The following is a 15,903-nucleotide window of genomic DNA, read 5'->3' as shown; positions in this document are numbered from 1 at the left end:
GCTAGTTTCACATCCTTTCTAAGATGTTTTAATGGATCAATTAAGTTTGTGGATGGTTAAACAATGATTATATGCCAAATGATAACATTTATCGACAACATCCACACTGTTGTGTATAACCATAAAAACAGCCTGTGTAAATTTATTCACAACGTGTCCACAGTCTGTGGAAAACATATGTTTGGTTATTCATTTATCCACTAGAAAAACACTATAATCATATCAAACTAAACCAGATGTTGCAATGGTTATAACAACTTATCCACATTAAAAACAAACCTCTTTATAAATATTATCCACAACCGTGAATGTTGTGGGTTTTGTTGTTTAAAAATGTGGATATAATAAAAAAAGAAATAAGTTTAAAAACAGGGGGTGTGGATAAAAGTTAGGAGCTTGGTTTTAGGTGTTGTGGATATTGAAATAATAAATATGATCTTTAGAAAAGTTTTTATATTTAGGTTTGTTAAAGCTTAATATTAATTTTTAATTAGTGAAGCACAGAGTTGTTGAATTGTGAGTAGCGAAGGTGGTGACGCCTGCGGGAATAGCATGAGTCTCGAGACCCCACAGGCCGCGCTTTTTGGCCGAGGAGGCTCGAGCCGTGCCCGCGGCAAGCATCCACCGAAAGCGGATCGCAATTTAACAACGGACTTTAACTGTGTATAAATAAAGTCAAGCAAGCCTTTTAAAGAGGTAATATGTCACTCAATCTTTTATAAAAAGCTAGGGCTAAGCCAGTGACACTGTTTAATCTTGCTTTAGCAGATTTTATAGTCCTAGGTGGGTTGGACAAACTTTTGCTTAATTGTGGATAGTTTTTTTGAAGTGTTAGAGGACTATTAACATGTGCATATTTTAAATGAATCTCTATTTGAGTTATCCAGACACTTACGTTATAATGTAACTTGGTTTGTCTATTGACATTCAAGGGAAACTTTTTATATACTATTTTGGACTGCTTATTGAACGTTTAAGTTTGTCGCCTAGGAGGTGTAGAATATGAAACGTACGTACCAACCAAATAAACGTAAACGCAACAAAGTGCACGGCTTCCGCGCACGTATGGCTACAAAAAATGGCCGTAAGACACTAGCGCGTCGTCGTCGCAAAGGTAGAAAAGTTCTATCTGTCTAGACCACTGAAGCTTGATCAGTGGTCTTTTTTCTAGTTTTAGTTTAGTTTTGTGACATGTTAATCGAAAATCTCGATTTAAAACATAGAGCAGTGATTGTATTACAGTTGGGATGATGATGGTTGAAAAAAGCTTATCGGGTGAAGAAGAATGAAGAGTTTCAAGAGATTTTCAAAAAAGGTGATTCTTTTGCGAATCGTCAACTCGTCATTTATTCATTAAAAAAAGAAGGCCAATCTCATTTTCGTGTCGGTTTTTCTGTTGGTAAGAAAATCGGCAATGCTGTAATGCGTAACCAAATTAAACGATATTTACGTGAGGCATTTCATGAATTAGGACCTTATATTGATTTAGAATACGATTATATTATTATTGCCAGAATGCCGACACGAGAGATGGGCTATCATGATATTAAAAGTAGTTTACAACATTTATTGAAGAAAACGAAAAAAATTCGTCACTAAAAAGTCTAATAAATTGTAGTATCACTTATGGAATAATGCTAAAATACGTTTAGTAAAATAGCTTTTCTTTGTTTAGAAAGATAGGAGGAACATGAAAGTGAGTAAAAGATTATTACTCATCGGTGTATTAATTGCCATGACAACCTTACTATCGGGTTGTTTTAATATTGATGAACCGATCACATCAGAAAGCGAAGGAATTTGGAATAGTTTCTTTGTTTATCCTTTATCGTTTCTCATCACATATATTGCTGAAGATATTTTCAATCATGGCTTCGGTTTAGCGATTGTGATTGTAACGATTTTATTAAGAACATTAATCTTACCATTGAACATTAAGCAATTGAAATCAACACAAGCGATGCAGATGATACAACCTGAATTACAGGAAATCCGTGAAAAGTATTCATCTAAAGACGCTGAAACACAGCAAAAATTACAGCAAGAAACGATGTCGTTATTTCAACGTCATGGTGTAAACCCATTAGCAGGTTGTTTACCGATCTTTGCACAGATGCCGATTTTAATCGCATTCTATCATGCGATCTCCAGAACAGAAGCAATTAGTAATTATGGCTTCTTGTGGTTCCAATTAGGTGATCCGAGCCCGATATTAGCGATTATTACATCCGCAACAACATTTGCACAGCAGAAGATTATGATGTCAGGCTCATCAGCTGGTGATAATCCGCAGATGAAAGTCATGCTGTATGTTTTACCTGTCATGATTGGTGTATTCGCATTCTTCTTCCCATCAGCATTAGCACTGTACTGGGTTGTAGGTAACTTCTTTATGATTGCTCAAACATTATTAATTCGTAAACCAATGATGCGTGAATTCGAAAAAAATAATGGAGGATCGAAAAAGTGAGAGAAATAACGGCGAGTGGTCTAACAGTTGAAGAGGCAAAACTAAATGCACTTGATCAATTGGATTTGAATGAAGATCAAGTGACCGTTGAAGTGATTGACGAAGGTAAGAAAGGTTTATTCGGCGTATTTGGTACGAAACGTGCTTACGTTAAAGTACAAGAACGAGAAGACTTAGTCAGTGATGGCAAAACGTATTTACAACAAATGGTGGAACAAATGGGGACATCAAATGTCGATATTAACGTTCACCAGGATGATGATGAGATTAAATATGAGTTAACAGGCGATGAAATCGGAAAACTCATTGGCAAGCGCGGTCAAACACTAAATGCTTTGCAGTATTTAACAAGTTTAGTCGTTAATCAACATCGAGGTATTCATTATACGGTCGTTGTTGATGCAGAAGGTTATCGTGAACGTCGTAAGGAAACATTAGAACAATTAGCGCATAATCTCGCCAAAAAAGCGACGCGTACGCAAGAAGACGTATTCATCGAACCAATGCCATCATATGAACGCAAAATCATTCATACGGCTCTTCATGACCACAGCGATGTTTCAACTTACTCAGACGGACAAGATCCTAATCGAAGAGTTGTCATTCGTCCACGTGAATTAGACGACTAAAACCAAAGTAGCTAGCCTCTGTCTAAGAGGTTAGCTATTTTTTTGGGATTTGGTGCATAGAGAAGTAGTTTAAGTTTAATTAAAATTGCACAGAGTTGTTGAATTGTGAGAAGCGAAGGTGGCGACTCCTGGTCGACTAAAAGCGGTCACGTCCTGTGACCAACGTCGACATTAGGCCGTCCGGGCCGTCACAGGAACAGCACGTGTCTCGAGACCCCGCAGGCCACGTACTTTGGCCGAGGAATGCACCTGCGTCTTCGAGTAACGCTTCGAAGTAGGCTTCCTCGGTGCAAGTTCCAAAGAAGCTTATTCGATGTAGTTGCCTGGCTCGAGCCGTGCCCCGCGGAAAGCGTCCACCGGGAGCGGATCACAATATCAACAACGGAATTTAGCTAAACTTATAGATGAATAAGTGGGCAGATTATTAAACGCTGATATGACCATTTTAACTAATGTTACCAACCAGTATAATTCTTTTCTTTTGACGTGTTTTGTGTTATTGTTTTAAGTTAGGAAATTGATGCGAAAGGGGTGAAGGTTATGGAACAAGATACGATAGCAGCGATTTCGACACCGCTTGGTGAAGGGGCAATTGCGATTGTTCGTTTAAGTGGTGATGAAGCGTTAGCCATCGCGAATCATGTTTTTTCAAATAAAGATTTAACACAAGTAGATAGTCATACCATTCAATATGGTACATTAGTCGACCCGAAAACCGATGAAAAAGTTGAAGAAGTGATGGCTTCCGTGATGAAAGCACCTAAAACCTTCACCCGTGAAGATATTGTTGAGATCAACTGTCACGGCGGCATGGTTTCGGTTAACCGAGTCTTACAACTTGTACTACGTTACGGTGCTCGCTTAGCTGAACCGGGTGAATTTACGAAGCGCGCCTTTTTAAATGGTCGAATTGATTTGTCACAGGCTGAAGCGGTCATGGACTTAATTCGCTCTAAAACAGACCGCGCGATGTCGCTCGCTTTGAAACAAATGGATGGTCGATTATCACAATTAATTCGTGACTTGCGCCAACAACTAATCGAAACAGTTGCGCATGTTGAAGTGAATATCGATTATCCAGAATATGATGACGTTGAGGAAATGACGAATGAGTTATTAAAAGAACGGGCACAAAATGTTAAAAGTGAAGTTCACACGCTATTACGGACCGCGAAGCAAGGGAAAATTTTGCGTGAAGGAATCGGAACAGCCATTATTGGTAAGCCGAACGTCGGAAAATCTTCCTTAATGAATATATTAGCTCATGATGATAAAGCGATTGTGACTGAGGTACCTGGGACAACGCGTGATGTCATTGAAGAATACGTCAATGTGCGTGGAGTTCCGTTACGCTTGATTGATACAGCAGGGATCCGTGAAACAGAGGATATTGTTGAAAAAATCGGGGTAGAACGGTCTCGCCAGGCACTACAAGATGCGGACTTAATTTTACTTGTCTTAAATGGCAATGAACCATTAACCGAAGAGGATCGAGCTTTGTTCGAAGCTGCTAAGGATCTTGATGCAATTGCGATTGTGAATAAAACGGATTTAGACCAACAAATTAATATGGATGAAGTAAGAGAAGTAGCCCAGGGTTCACCTGTGATTACAACATCACTGATTGAAGAGCAAGGCATCGACGAATTAGAACAAGCGATTGCTGACACGTTCTTTGATGGTGAAGTTGACCAAGGTGATCTGACTTATGTCTCGAATGTGCGTCATATCCAACTATTAGAACAAGCGAACGAAGCGTTGGATGATGCCTTAGAGTCAATGGAAATGGGAATGCCATTAGATCTCGTTCAAATAGATATTACAAGGACGTGGGAATTACTCGGTGAAATCATCGGTGAAGACGTGAGTGAATCACTCATTGATCAGTTATTCTCCCAGTTCTGTTTAGGAAAATAATTAAAGGAGGTTATCGTCATGTATGAAGCAGGACGTTATGACGTTATTGTCATCGGTGCGGGTCATGCAGGCGTCGAAGCAGGTTTAGCTGCAGCAAAACGCGGAGCAAAAACGTTAATGCTCACACTAAATCTTGATTTGATTGCCTTTATGCCATGTAACCCATCGGTCGGTGGTCCAGCTAAAGGCGTTGTCGTTCGTGAAATTGACGCGCTAGGTGGACAAATGGGTAAAACAATTGATAAAACCCATATTCAAATGCGTTTACTCAATACAAGTAAAGGCCCAGCTGTTCGCGCATTGCGAGCTCAAGCTGATAAAGTATTATATCAACAAGAAATGAAACACGTACTTGAAAATCAAGAAAACTTAACCTTAAGACAAGGAATGGTTGAAGAATTACTCGTTGAAGATGGAGCTGTTAAAGGCGTTAAAACCGAAACGAAAGCTTGTTATTATGCCGACCAAGTGATTGTGACGACAGGTACGTTTATGCGCGGTAAAGTGTTGATTGGTGACATTGAGTATGAAAGTGGTCCTAACAATCAACGACCAACCATTACACTATCTGAACAATTAGATGATCTAGGCTTTGATATTGTACGTTTCAAAACAGGAACGCCAATGCGTGTGAATTCTCATAGTATTGATTATTCTAAAACAGAAATCCAGCCAGGAGACGAAGTACCACGTGCGTTTTCTTATGAAACAACGGAGTATATCTTAGATCAAATCCCGTGCTGGCTCACGTATACAGGTGAAGTGACTCACCAAATCATCGATGATAATTTAGCAAAATCTGCGATGTATTCAGGTGCTGAACGCGGAACTGGACCAAGATATTGTCCATCAATCGAAGATAAAATCGTTCGTTTTAATGATAAGCCACGTCACCAAGTTTTCTTAGAACCTGAAGGACGCCATACAGATGAAGTGTATGTGCAAGGCTTATCGACATCATTACCTGAGTATGTTCAAAAAGAAATGCTTGAAACAGTACCAGGCTTAGAAAACGCCGAAATTATGCGTGCAGGTTATGCGATTGAATATGATGCTGTTGTACCGACACAGTTATGGCCAACACTTGAAACGAAGAAAGTCGATGGTCTATTTACAGCTGGTCAAATTAACGGTACAAGTGGTTATGAAGAAGCAGCAGGTCAAGGCTTAATGGCTGGTGTGAACGCAGCGGCTAAAGCACTTGATAAAGAAACACTTATTTTAGATCGTTCACAGGCCTATATTGGGGTTATGATTGATGATCTCGTCACTAAAGGGACGGATGAACCTTATCGTCTATTAACATCACGTGCTGAATATCGTCTGTTGTTACGTCACGATAATGCTGATTTACGCTTAACAGATATCGGTTATGACATGGAATTAATTCCAGACGAACGTCATGAACGATTTAATCACAAGAAAGAACTAATTGAAGCGGAAATCAAACGCTTATCAGAGATTCGTTTGAAACCAACAGATGATGTGCAACAAACGATCCAAGATAAAGGCGGTTCACCACTCAAAGATGGTGTCTTAGCTGTTGATCTTCTACGTCGACCTGAAATGACTTATGAAACGATCGTGCAATTGGCACCACGTGATCATGAATTACCAACTGATGTAGAAGAACAAGTGGAAATCCAAGTTAAATATGAAGGTTATATTAAGAAGTCTAACCAACAAGTCGATAAAATGCGTAAAATGGAGAATAAGAAGATTCCAGAAAATCTTGATTATGATGATGTCGATAATTTAGCAACTGAAGCGCGAGAACGTTTGAAACGCGTGCGCCCATTATCAGTAGGGCAAGCTTCACGCGTATCAGGTGTTAACCCAGCAGATGTTTCCATTTTACTCGTTTATCTTGAGCAAGGTAAGCATGCTAAAGTAGCAGCGAATGAATAGAGGGTGCTTATGGACGAAAATCAATTCCAAGAAGCCTTGCAAGCGCAAGGTATTTCGTTAACTGAAACACAATTACAGCAATTTCGAACGTATTATGACGTGTTAGTTGAATGGAATGAAAAGATGAACCTGACTGGCATCACTAATCGAGAAGATGTCTATTTAAAACATTTTTTCGATTCCATTTCAGCTGCTTTTTATACCGATTTTGCTTCAGAACCATTATCAATCTGTGATGTAGGGGCAGGAGCTGGTTTTCCATCGATTCCACTCAAAATTGTCTTTCCACATTTACAAATCACGATTGTCGATTCGCTAAAAAAGCGAATTACTTTTTTAAATCATTTAGCTGATCAATTAAACCTATATGATGTTGCATTTTATCATGATCGCGCTGAATTATTTGGTAAAAACACCAAATTTCGTGAATCATTTGACCTTGTTCTAGCACGTGCTGTTGCGAGAACATCAGTTTTAAGTGAATTATGTTTACCACTCGTTCGAACAGGTGGAACATTCATGATGATGAAAGGTGCCGATATAAGTGAAGAGCTTGAGCAAGGTGGTATGGCGATTAAAGCTTTAGGTGGTGAATTAGTTGAAACTTCTGAATTTCAACTACCAATTGAACAAAGCGATCGTCATATTGTCCTGGTCAACAAGAAACGAAAAACACCTAATAAATATCCTAGAAAACCTGGCACACCAAACAAAGACCCGATCGAATCTTAAATAATTTATGCAATTTTTGACGGATAGTGGCGATTGATTATTTAGAAGTTTTTCTTTATATTTCGATTCATTCTATGGTATTATAATAATAGAGTGCAAAGATTGAAGCGGTTTTAAATAAGTTGTTGAGTAGTAATAGAAATGAAATGTTTCACGTGAAACATTTCATTTTTTACATAGCTTAAGAGAGTTGTAGAAGGTAGGTGCCAACAGGATGAGTTCGCTAAGTAGATTGTTTGGCAAAGGGGAAACGAAAGACGATTCGCAAAATGAAATTCAGACGAATGAAGTGGTTGATTTAGAGATTGAACGTATTGAGCCAAACCAATATCAACCAAGAACGATTTTTGATGAAGATAAAATTGCTGAATTGGCCCAAACAATTCATACCCACGGAATGATTCAGCCGATTGTCGTTCGTCAATTACAGGACGGTGAATCATATGAATTGATCGCTGGTGAACGCAGGTGGCGTGCTGTATCAACCTTAGATTGGAAAACAATACCTGCTATTATTAAGAATATGACTGATACTGAAACAGCATCAGTTGCTCTAATTGAAAATTTACAGCGTGAGGAATTGACCGTCATAGAGGAAGCAATTGCTTATGATCAATTACTTCATTCCCATGGACTAACACAGGAAGCATTAGCGCAGCGATTAGGTAAAAGTCAGTCAACGATTGCGAATAAGATGCGCCTGTTAAAATTACCTAGTGTGGTTCAACAAGCTTTACTAAATAAACAAATTTCTGAGCGACATGCCAGAGCGCTGATTCAACTTCAAGACGAAACGTTGCAGGAACAAGTTTTGTCCCAGATTATTGAAGAACAATTAAGCGTTAAACAAGCGGAGGATCGAGTTGAATCGATTCTCAATCCAGAAGAAAAGGCTGACGAAAAGAAAAAGTCAAAACCGAAAGTTCAAGGCGTTAACAAGGACATAAGAATTGCGCTTAATACGATTCGTCAGTCGCTTAGTATGGTGCAAGATACTGGCATGGATGTAGAGACCAAAGAAGAAGATGACGAAGATTATTACCAAATTACGATTAAATTACCAAAGAAATAAAGAACAACGTTTGTTTTTCCCATCTTTAATGTAAAGATGGGACTTTTTTCACTTCATACAAGGTTGAATTTAGTGAAGGATTGAATATAAGACTATCTTTTATAAGAAAAGACTAAAGGTATTTATACTCGAAACGAGCTTTTCATGATAGAATACTAATATCGATGTTTAATTTTAGGCAGGTGACATTATGGGCAAAGTAATCTCCATGGCTAACCAAAAAGGTGGCGTTGGAAAGACAACATCAGCAGTGAATTTAAGTGCTTGCTTAGCAAACTTGAATTATAAAGTATTACTAGTTGATATTGACCCACAGGGTAATGCAACAAGTGGTGTCGGGATCAATAAAGGTGATTTAGATTCATGTATTTATGATATTTTGATAGAAGAAGAGGATGCACATTCTGTCTGTGTAGCATCGAAAGTACCTAATTTAGATGCAATTCCTGCAACGATACAATTAGCAGGATCTGAAATTGAACTAGTACCGACAATTTCAAGAGAATTACGGTTACGCAAGGCATTAGAATCAATACGTCATGATTATGATTTTGTGATCATTGATTGCCCACCATCACTTGGATTATTAACTTTAAATGCTTTAACGGCTTCAGATAGTGTAATTATTCCGGTCCAATGCGAATATTACGCATTAGAAGGTTTAAGCCAATTACTTAACACAGTTCGTTTAGTTCAAAGAAGATTGAATCAACATTTGCAAATCGAAGGTGTGTTGCTAACGATGCTTGATGCACGTACAAATTTAGGCATACAAGTCATTGAAGAGGTGAAGAAATACTTTCAAGACAAAGTGTTTGATTCAGTTGTACCAAGAAATGTTCGTTTGGGTGAGGCACCAAGTCATGGTGAACCTATTATTCAGTATGATTCAAAATCAAAAGGTGCAGAAGTTTATAGTGACTTAGCGAAGGAAGTGATTGCCAATGGCCAAAGGGTTGGGTAAAGGACTTAATTCTATTTTTCAAGATGTCGATTACCATGCTGAGTCGGTTCAAGAAGTCGATATGAGTCAATGTCGGGCGAACCCATATCAGCCCCGGAAAGTTTTTGATACAGAGGCTATTGAAGAATTAAAAGATTCAATTTTAGAACACGGCGTTCTGCAACCTATCATTGTCCGTCAAGCGATTAAGGGATATGAAATTGTGGTTGGTGAAAGACGTTTCCGTGCGTCTAAAGAAGCCGGCTTAACAACGATTCCAGCAGTTGTTCGTGAACTGACAGATGAACAAATGATGGAGATGGCATTACTTGAAAATCTACAGCGTGAAGACTTAAGCCCGATAGAAGAAGCAGAAGCGTTTGATCGTTTAATCAATGAGTTAAAAATTAGACAAGATGATTTAGCGAAGCGTCTTGGTAAAAGTCGACCACATATTGCAAATATGGTTCGTTTATTATCCTTGCCAGAACGGGTGAGAGCCCTAGTTAATAGTAAAGAACTATCAATGGGGCACGCGCGTGCACTCTTATCAATTAAGGACGAAGAACAGTTGATGTTAGTGACAGAAAAAATTCGTAAAGAAGGTTTAAATGTCCGACAAACTGAGGAATTAATTACAAATTTAAATAATAAACCTAAAAAGAAAACAAAAGAGAAAAAAGATGTTTTTATTTCCTCCAAGGAATCTGAGCTGCAAGAACGGCTTGGTACAGGTGTGAACATTCAACAAGGAAAGCGAAAAGGGAAAATCGAAATTGAATATTTTGATCGAGATGATCTAGATCGTATTATTGAGTTATTAACGAATGCTTAACATATAGTCTATCCTTTATTAAGGGTAGGCTCTTTTTTCAAATTTTAATTGGTCAAGTACAGAAAATAAGACCAATGTTTCACGTGAAACATTGGTGATTGATTTGAAGTGTGGTGATACATATGGAATTGCTTGGGCCTATTGTGAATGGGTTTGGCATCGTGGTTGGTACATTAATAGGTTTGTTTTTTAGTCGTATTCCAGAGCGTTTTAAAGAGACAGTCATGAGTGGGATTGGTCTAACCGTTATATTAATTGGCTTATCAATGAGTATGACATCAGATCGAATTGTAGTGATCTTGCTCAGCCTCTTAACGGGCGCTATTATTGGTGAATTATTTGATATTGATGAGAAATTGAATCGTTTAGGTGGCTTTATTGAAGCAAAATTTAAAAGTAACACTCAATCAGAATCTAAAATCGCAGAAGGGTTTGTGACAGCATCCCTTATATTTGTTATTGGAGCCTTAGCTGTGGTGGGCGCGCTTGATAGTGGTTTGAGAGGGGACCATGAGGTGTTATTCACCAAGTCTTTGATTGATGGCTTTGTGGCACTCGTATTAACGACCACTTTAGGTATAGGTGTCATCTTTGCAGCCATTCCAGTGTTGCTCTATGAGGGTGGTATAGCATTATTCGCAACGCAAATCGACCGTTTTGTATCTGAATCATTTCTTGATTTGTTCATTGAGGATATGACATCAACAGGAGGGCTGTTGATTGTGGCAATTGGTTTGAATTTAATTAAAGTGACTAATATCCGTGTAGCTAATTTATTACCTAGTCTTATTACAGTTGGTTTTGTTTTGTATGCCTATACGCAAATTGAAATACTATTTTAATAGAAAACCCGTCTTAATCATGAACTTGATTGGACGGGTTTTGTTTGTGTATCTCTAATATGTCTTAAACGATAGTTTAGTAATGATAAGGCTTGAGCTGCTGTTTTTGCTAATGCCATAACAATAGATAAGCGGGTGCTTTGAAGTACTTGTAATGGCATAAAGCCGCCCACATTTACGATGCCTTTAATAGATAAATCGCCTACTGCAGGAATTGCTTGTTCAGTTGCCGCTCCAGGCAACATGGAACCATGCTCGACGATGATCGAGTGTTGAGACTCAATGGAGCCTAAAGCAGCATCTATGGCAATAATAAAGGGCTTTTCGAAAGTTGCATAAATTGTATTTAAAGTTTCCTCTAGATTCTTAGCATGAACAGGGTGATCAAGTGTACCATAGATAGTAAATTGATCGTGCTGCCGTTGGTGAATAAAGCTACCAGTTAAGGGTCCAAAACTATCCCCCGTTGATCGATCCGTTCCAATGCATAAAATAATAATCTCACAATTAGGGTGAGGAATCGCTTGTTGAATATGATTCGTTAATTTCCAAGTAATATGCGGATCTTGGTAGTGCATAGAAAATAGATAATCGTCTTTTGACTCTCGCATAGGCGTCACTCCTTCAGCATATGTATAAATAGTATATGGATAAGCTGTTGTTTTTATACGTAATATGAGGCGGAGGACGTGTATGGTTAAAGGTATTCAATGGATTGGTTTAATTGTTGCAACTATGATTGGGGCAGGTTATGCATCGGGGCGAGAGATTTGGGAATTTTTTGGGCATGAAAGTAGTTTAGCTATTGTGTTATTTGCAATTTTGTTTACGTTGAGTTGTCATGCCATACTTACTTTGAGTTATGAGCTTAATAGTGAAGATTATATGCCGCTATTAAAACGGTTGGTGGGTGAACGATGGGCAAAGTTTTATGACTGGAGCGTTTTATTATACTTATTTACAACGATATTTATTATGATATCAGGAAGTGGCGCGACAGTTGCGGTATTTGATTGGCCAACGATTGTTGGTGTGATCTGTATGGTCGTCGGCTTGCTAGTCATTATACCTAGAGGAATGGATGGCATTCTATCAATCAATCGACTGTTACTACCTGTAATGATTGTTGCTTTAGGTGTGGTACTTATGCTATTTATTTGGCGAGAGGATGTGCCATTACTATATCATGACCTAACTGATCAGGGTAATTGGATGGCTTCTATTCCATTTACATCATTGAATGTGATACCATTAATTGCAGTGTTAGGGGCAATAGGAAAAAAGATTACAAGTTATTTAGAAATATATATTGCAAGTATCGGAAGTGGCCTAATTTTAGGTGTGTTATCTTATTTATACAATATTAGTTTAATTCAAGTGGCTGACCAATTATATTTTTACGACATACCATTATTTGCGATTCTTTATGGTTATCGAATTGAAATATTTTTTGGGATGACAGGGTTATTGGTATTTGCAATTTACACCACGGCACTCACTAGTTTATTTGGATTAATCGCTCGAATTCAATCACAGATTAATTATAGCAAAGGCAAACTAGGCGTCTTAATAATTGGACTGGCTTTACCTTTTACTTTTGTCGGGTTTTCGAATTTAATTAGTTATCTATACCCCCTTTACGGTGTTATAAACCTTTATGTCTTAGCAACGTTGTTATTATTTCCTATTATTAAACGAGCGAAGCGGCACAAAATTTGATAAACTATAAATGTAAGGATGAACGGGAGGTAGGATGATGAATCAACCAGAGTATGAGTTACATGATTATGTAGAAATGAAAAAAGAGCATCCATGTGGCTCTAATGAATGGCAAATCATTCGCATGGGCATGGATATCCGCATTAAATGCCAAGGGTGCGGCCATAGTGTCATGATCCCTCGGAAAAAATTCAATAAGAATGTAAAAAAAGTGATTAAAAATGAAGAAAAATCATAAATGTTTCACGTGAAACAATCGATCAATTATTGAGAAAATAAAATTAACCTTTACTTTACGAAAAACAAAGGTGTGAACGCCTTTGTTTTTTTGATTTTTGTAGCGGTTGTTTTTTTCTATATAAATCACTATAATTGGTATGACTAATCTTGAAATTGGGACCGGGAAATTGAAGGAGTGCAATAAAACATGTCATTAACAGCAGGGATTGTTGGTTTACCGAACGTTGGAAAATCAACATTATTTAATGCAATTACACAAGCTGGAGCAGTATCAGCGAATTATCCGTTTGCGACGATTGACCCAAACGTTGGAATCGTAGAAGTGCCAGATCAACGTTTGTTTAATTTATCAGAACTCGTACAACCTCAAAAAACAATCCCAACCGCTTTTGAATTTACAGATATCGCCGGCATTGTTGAAGGTGCAAGTAAAGGTGAGGGGCTTGGAAACCAGTTTTTATCGCATATTCGCCAAGTAGATGCGATTACTCACGTTGTACGTTGCTTTGCGGATGATGACATCACACACGTTTCAGGTCGTGTTGATCCAATCAGTGACATAGAGACGATTAACTTGGAACTGATCTTAGCAGACTTAGAAACTGTGATGAAACGTTATCCGAAAGTCGAAAAGCTCATGAAACAAAAGGATAAAGATGCACAATATGAATTTGAAGTGCTTGAGAAGTTAAAGGATGCTTTTGAGGCAGAGCAACCAGCTCGTGCGATCGAATTCACTAAAGAGCAAATGAAGTATGTAAAATCCCTTCATTTATTAACGATTAAGCCTATTTTATATGTAGCCAATGTTGGTGAAGATGAACTACTCGAAGCTGATGAGAATGAAAAGGTACAACAGGTGAAAGAGTACGCAGCGAATGAAGGAGCTGGCGTAATCGTGGTTTGTGCTAAAGTTGAATCAGAAATCGCTGAATTAGAAGGCGAAGAAAAAGCTGAATTCTTAGATGAATTAGGGATCGAAGAAGCAGGATTAGATCAATTAATTAAAGCGTCTTACGATATGTTAGGCCTTGCAACGTTCTTCACGGCGGGTGAGCAAGAAGTTCGTGCTTGGACGTTCAAGAAAGGGATGACGGCCCCACAAGCAGCTGGTGTGATTCACTCTGACTTTGAACGTGGTTTTATCCGTGCGGAAACCGTTTCGTACGATGATTTGATGGCAGCTGGTTCTATGGCTAAGGCTAAAGAACAAGGTAATGTTCGCTTGGAAGGAAAAGAATACATTGTGAAAGACGGCGATGTCATTCATTTCCGATTTAACGTATAAAGACTTAATCAATGGTTGTCATTGCATTAGGTTTTTGTTATAATCTTATGATGTGAGTAATTGACAAGAAAAATTACTCCTTGCCCTATTTTAAGGGCCGCTAAGTCCAAGAGGAGGTGAAGACGGATGAATAAATACGAAATCATGTACATCATCCGCCCAGACATGGAGGAAGAAGCTCGCCAAGCTGTTGTCGAGCGTTTCAACAAAGTCCTAACTGATAATGGTGCGGAGACCGAAAATGTAGATGAAATGGGTATGCGTCGTTTAGCTTATGAAATTAAAGACTATCGTGATGGTTATTACGTGGTTGTTCATTTCACAGGCGACTCGACAGCTATCGAAGAATTCGATCGTCAAGCGAAGTTCACTGATGACATTATTCGTCACATGGCAGTTCGCGACGAACAATAAGGAGTGTTTGGTGTGTTAAATCGTACAGTATTAGTAGGTAGGTTAACAAAAGACCCTGAACTACGTTATACAGCGAATGGAGTTGCTGTTGCTAATTTCACAATAGCTGTAAACCGCCCTTTCTCCAACCAACAAGGTGAACGAGAAGCGGATTTCATTAATTGTGTTATTTGGCGCAAACAAGCGGAAAACCTAGCTAGCTACATGGGTAAAGGTAGTATGGTTGGGGTTGATGGACGTATTCAAACGCGCAGCTTTGACAATCAAGAAGGTAAACGAATCTTCATGACAGAAGTTGTAGCAGAAAGTGTTCAATTCCTTGAGTCAAGAAACAGCAACCAGGGTAAACAAGGTGGACAACCTGGAAACACATCAAACCAAGCGCAACAATCAAATCAGGGCGGTTATCAACCGCAACAACAACAATCACAATCTAAAGAGCAGAATCCATTTGAAGATAGTGGTGAACCAGTCGATTTATCAGACGATGACTTACCATTCTAAAATGATCACTTAAAGGAGGTAGTCTCAAATGGCAGCACGTCGTGGACGCAAACGTCGTAAGGTTTGTTATTTCAAAGCTAACGGCATTACACACATTGATTATAAAGATGTTGATCTTCTAAAACGTTTCATTTCAGAGCGTGGTAAAATCTTACCTCGCCGTGTAACTGGAACGTCTGCCAAGTATCAACGTAAATTAACAGTCGCTATTAAGCGCGCTAGACAAATGGCATTATTGCCATACGTTAACGAATAATTTACCAAATGGTGTTGTAAATCATCGCATTTACAACACCATTTTATTTATTCTTCAACTACATAATTAGAACGTCACATTATGTCTGTTCATTAAGGGTTATTTCATATATGATAGATATAACTTTATCATAG

18 protein-coding genes are annotated in these 15,903 nt (G+C 38.4%); 17 read left to right on the top strand and 1 reads right to left on the bottom strand.

All coding sequences use genetic code 11. The features are described from left to right. Window positions 1-1,002 precede the first annotated feature (1,002 nt). From rpmH to ACKXGF_RS14275, 11 genes are all read left to right on the top strand, one after another. The gene (rpmH, locus tag ACKXGF_RS14325) at window positions 1,003-1,137 is read left to right on the top strand and encodes a 50S ribosomal protein L34 (protein WP_167263023.1); all 135 of its coding nucleotides are present in this window, start codon (window positions 1,003-1,005) and stop codon (window positions 1,135-1,137) included. Between the two features lie 120 nt (window positions 1,138-1,257). Further along, window positions 1,258-1,599, top strand: coding sequence for a ribonuclease P protein component (rnpA, locus tag ACKXGF_RS14320; protein WP_411954358.1), 342 nt, complete (start codon window positions 1,258-1,260; stop codon window positions 1,597-1,599). Window positions 1,600-1,690: 91 nt separating this feature from the next. After that, window positions 1,691-2,470, top strand: a complete 780-nt coding sequence (spoIIIJ, locus tag ACKXGF_RS14315; protein ID WP_167263027.1) for a YidC family membrane integrase SpoIIIJ — start codon at window positions 1,691-1,693, stop codon at window positions 2,468-2,470. Next, window positions 2,467-3,099 carry an RNA-binding cell elongation regulator Jag/EloR gene (gene jag / locus ACKXGF_RS14310; RefSeq protein ID WP_411954357.1) on the top strand — a complete coding sequence of 211 codons (633 nt, stop codon included), beginning with the start codon at window positions 2,467-2,469 and terminating at the stop codon, window positions 3,097-3,099. Before spoIIIJ ends, jag begins: the two co-directional genes overlap by 4 nt. A gap of 540 nt (window positions 3,100-3,639) precedes the next feature. Continuing rightward, a complete protein-coding gene (mnmE, locus tag ACKXGF_RS14305) occupies window positions 3,640-5,016 on the top strand; it encodes a tRNA uridine-5-carboxymethylaminomethyl(34) synthesis GTPase MnmE (RefSeq protein WP_411954356.1) in 1,377 nt (458 codons plus the stop codon). 18 nt (window positions 5,017-5,034) lie between these two features. Then, window positions 5,035-6,924 (top strand): tRNA uridine-5-carboxymethylaminomethyl(34) synthesis enzyme MnmG, encoded by a 1,890-nt coding sequence (gene mnmG, locus ACKXGF_RS14300; protein ID WP_411954355.1) that lies wholly within the window; start codon window positions 5,035-5,037, stop codon window positions 6,922-6,924. Between the two features lie 9 nt (window positions 6,925-6,933). Beyond that, complete coding sequence (gene rsmG / locus ACKXGF_RS14295; RefSeq protein WP_411954354.1) at window positions 6,934-7,656, top strand: 16S rRNA (guanine(527)-N(7))-methyltransferase RsmG; 723 nt, start codon at window positions 6,934-6,936, stop codon at window positions 7,654-7,656. Between the two features lie 214 nt (window positions 7,657-7,870). Next, complete coding sequence (gene noc, locus ACKXGF_RS14290; protein WP_411954353.1) at window positions 7,871-8,728, top strand: nucleoid occlusion protein; 858 nt, start codon at window positions 7,871-7,873, stop codon at window positions 8,726-8,728. A 190-nt stretch (window positions 8,729-8,918) separates the two neighbouring features. Next, complete coding sequence (locus tag ACKXGF_RS14285; protein ID WP_167263039.1) at window positions 8,919-9,692, top strand: ParA family protein; 774 nt, start codon at window positions 8,919-8,921, stop codon at window positions 9,690-9,692. Beyond that, window positions 9,673-10,506, top strand: a complete 834-nt coding sequence (locus ACKXGF_RS14280) for a ParB/RepB/Spo0J family partition protein (RefSeq protein ID WP_411954352.1) — start codon at window positions 9,673-9,675, stop codon at window positions 10,504-10,506. Before ACKXGF_RS14285 ends, ACKXGF_RS14280 begins: the two co-directional genes overlap by 20 nt. Before the next feature lie 122 nt (window positions 10,507-10,628). Then, window positions 10,629-11,348, top strand: a complete 720-nt coding sequence (locus ACKXGF_RS14275) for a DUF554 domain-containing protein (RefSeq protein ID WP_411954351.1) — start codon at window positions 10,629-10,631, stop codon at window positions 11,346-11,348. Window positions 11,349-11,365: 17 nt separating this feature from the next. On the opposite strand, the gene yyaC is transcribed toward ACKXGF_RS14275, so the two are convergent. Beyond that, entirely contained in the window at window positions 11,366-11,959 is a 594-nt protein-coding gene (gene yyaC / locus ACKXGF_RS14270) for a spore protease YyaC (protein WP_411954350.1), read from the bottom strand. 82 nt (window positions 11,960-12,041) lie between these two features. On the opposite strand from yyaC, the gene ACKXGF_RS14265 reads away from it, so the two are divergent. The 6 genes from ACKXGF_RS14265 to rpsR all read left to right on the top strand — a co-directional run bounded on the left by ACKXGF_RS14265 (window position 12,042) and on the right by rpsR (window position 15,769). Continuing rightward, a complete protein-coding gene (locus tag ACKXGF_RS14265; protein ID WP_411954349.1) occupies window positions 12,042-13,067 on the top strand; it encodes a hypothetical protein in 1,026 nt (341 codons plus the stop codon). Between the two features lie 37 nt (window positions 13,068-13,104). Beyond that, window positions 13,105-13,305 carry a DUF951 domain-containing protein gene (locus ACKXGF_RS14260; RefSeq protein WP_306974025.1) on the top strand — a complete coding sequence of 67 codons (201 nt, stop codon included), beginning with the start codon at window positions 13,105-13,107 and terminating at the stop codon, window positions 13,303-13,305. 189 nt (window positions 13,306-13,494) lie between these two features. After that, entirely contained in the window at window positions 13,495-14,595 is a 1,101-nt protein-coding gene (gene ychF, locus ACKXGF_RS14255) for a redox-regulated ATPase YchF (RefSeq protein ID WP_411954348.1), read from the top strand. 126 nt (window positions 14,596-14,721) lie between these two features. Then, window positions 14,722-15,009 carry a 30S ribosomal protein S6 gene (rpsF, locus tag ACKXGF_RS14250; RefSeq protein ID WP_411954347.1) on the top strand — a complete coding sequence of 96 codons (288 nt, stop codon included), beginning with the start codon at window positions 14,722-14,724 and terminating at the stop codon, window positions 15,007-15,009. 12 nt (window positions 15,010-15,021) lie between these two features. After that, window positions 15,022-15,513 carry a single-stranded DNA-binding protein gene (gene ssb / locus ACKXGF_RS14245; protein WP_411954346.1) on the top strand — a complete coding sequence of 164 codons (492 nt, stop codon included), beginning with the start codon at window positions 15,022-15,024 and terminating at the stop codon, window positions 15,511-15,513. Window positions 15,514-15,541: 28 nt separating this feature from the next. Next, window positions 15,542-15,769 (top strand): 30S ribosomal protein S18, encoded by a 228-nt coding sequence (gene rpsR, locus ACKXGF_RS14240; RefSeq protein WP_167261504.1) that lies wholly within the window; start codon window positions 15,542-15,544, stop codon window positions 15,767-15,769. Window positions 15,770-15,903: the final 134 nt, after the last annotated feature.

The sequence above is a fragment of the Alkalibacillus sp. S2W genome (assembly GCF_046764385.1).
In the GTDB taxonomy this organism is placed as follows: Bacteria; Bacillota; Bacilli; order Bacillales; family Alkalibacillaceae; genus Alkalibacillus; species Alkalibacillus almallahensis.
Note: the sequence above shows the minus strand (reverse complement) of the source record. Positions and strands in the feature narration are given on the sequence as shown.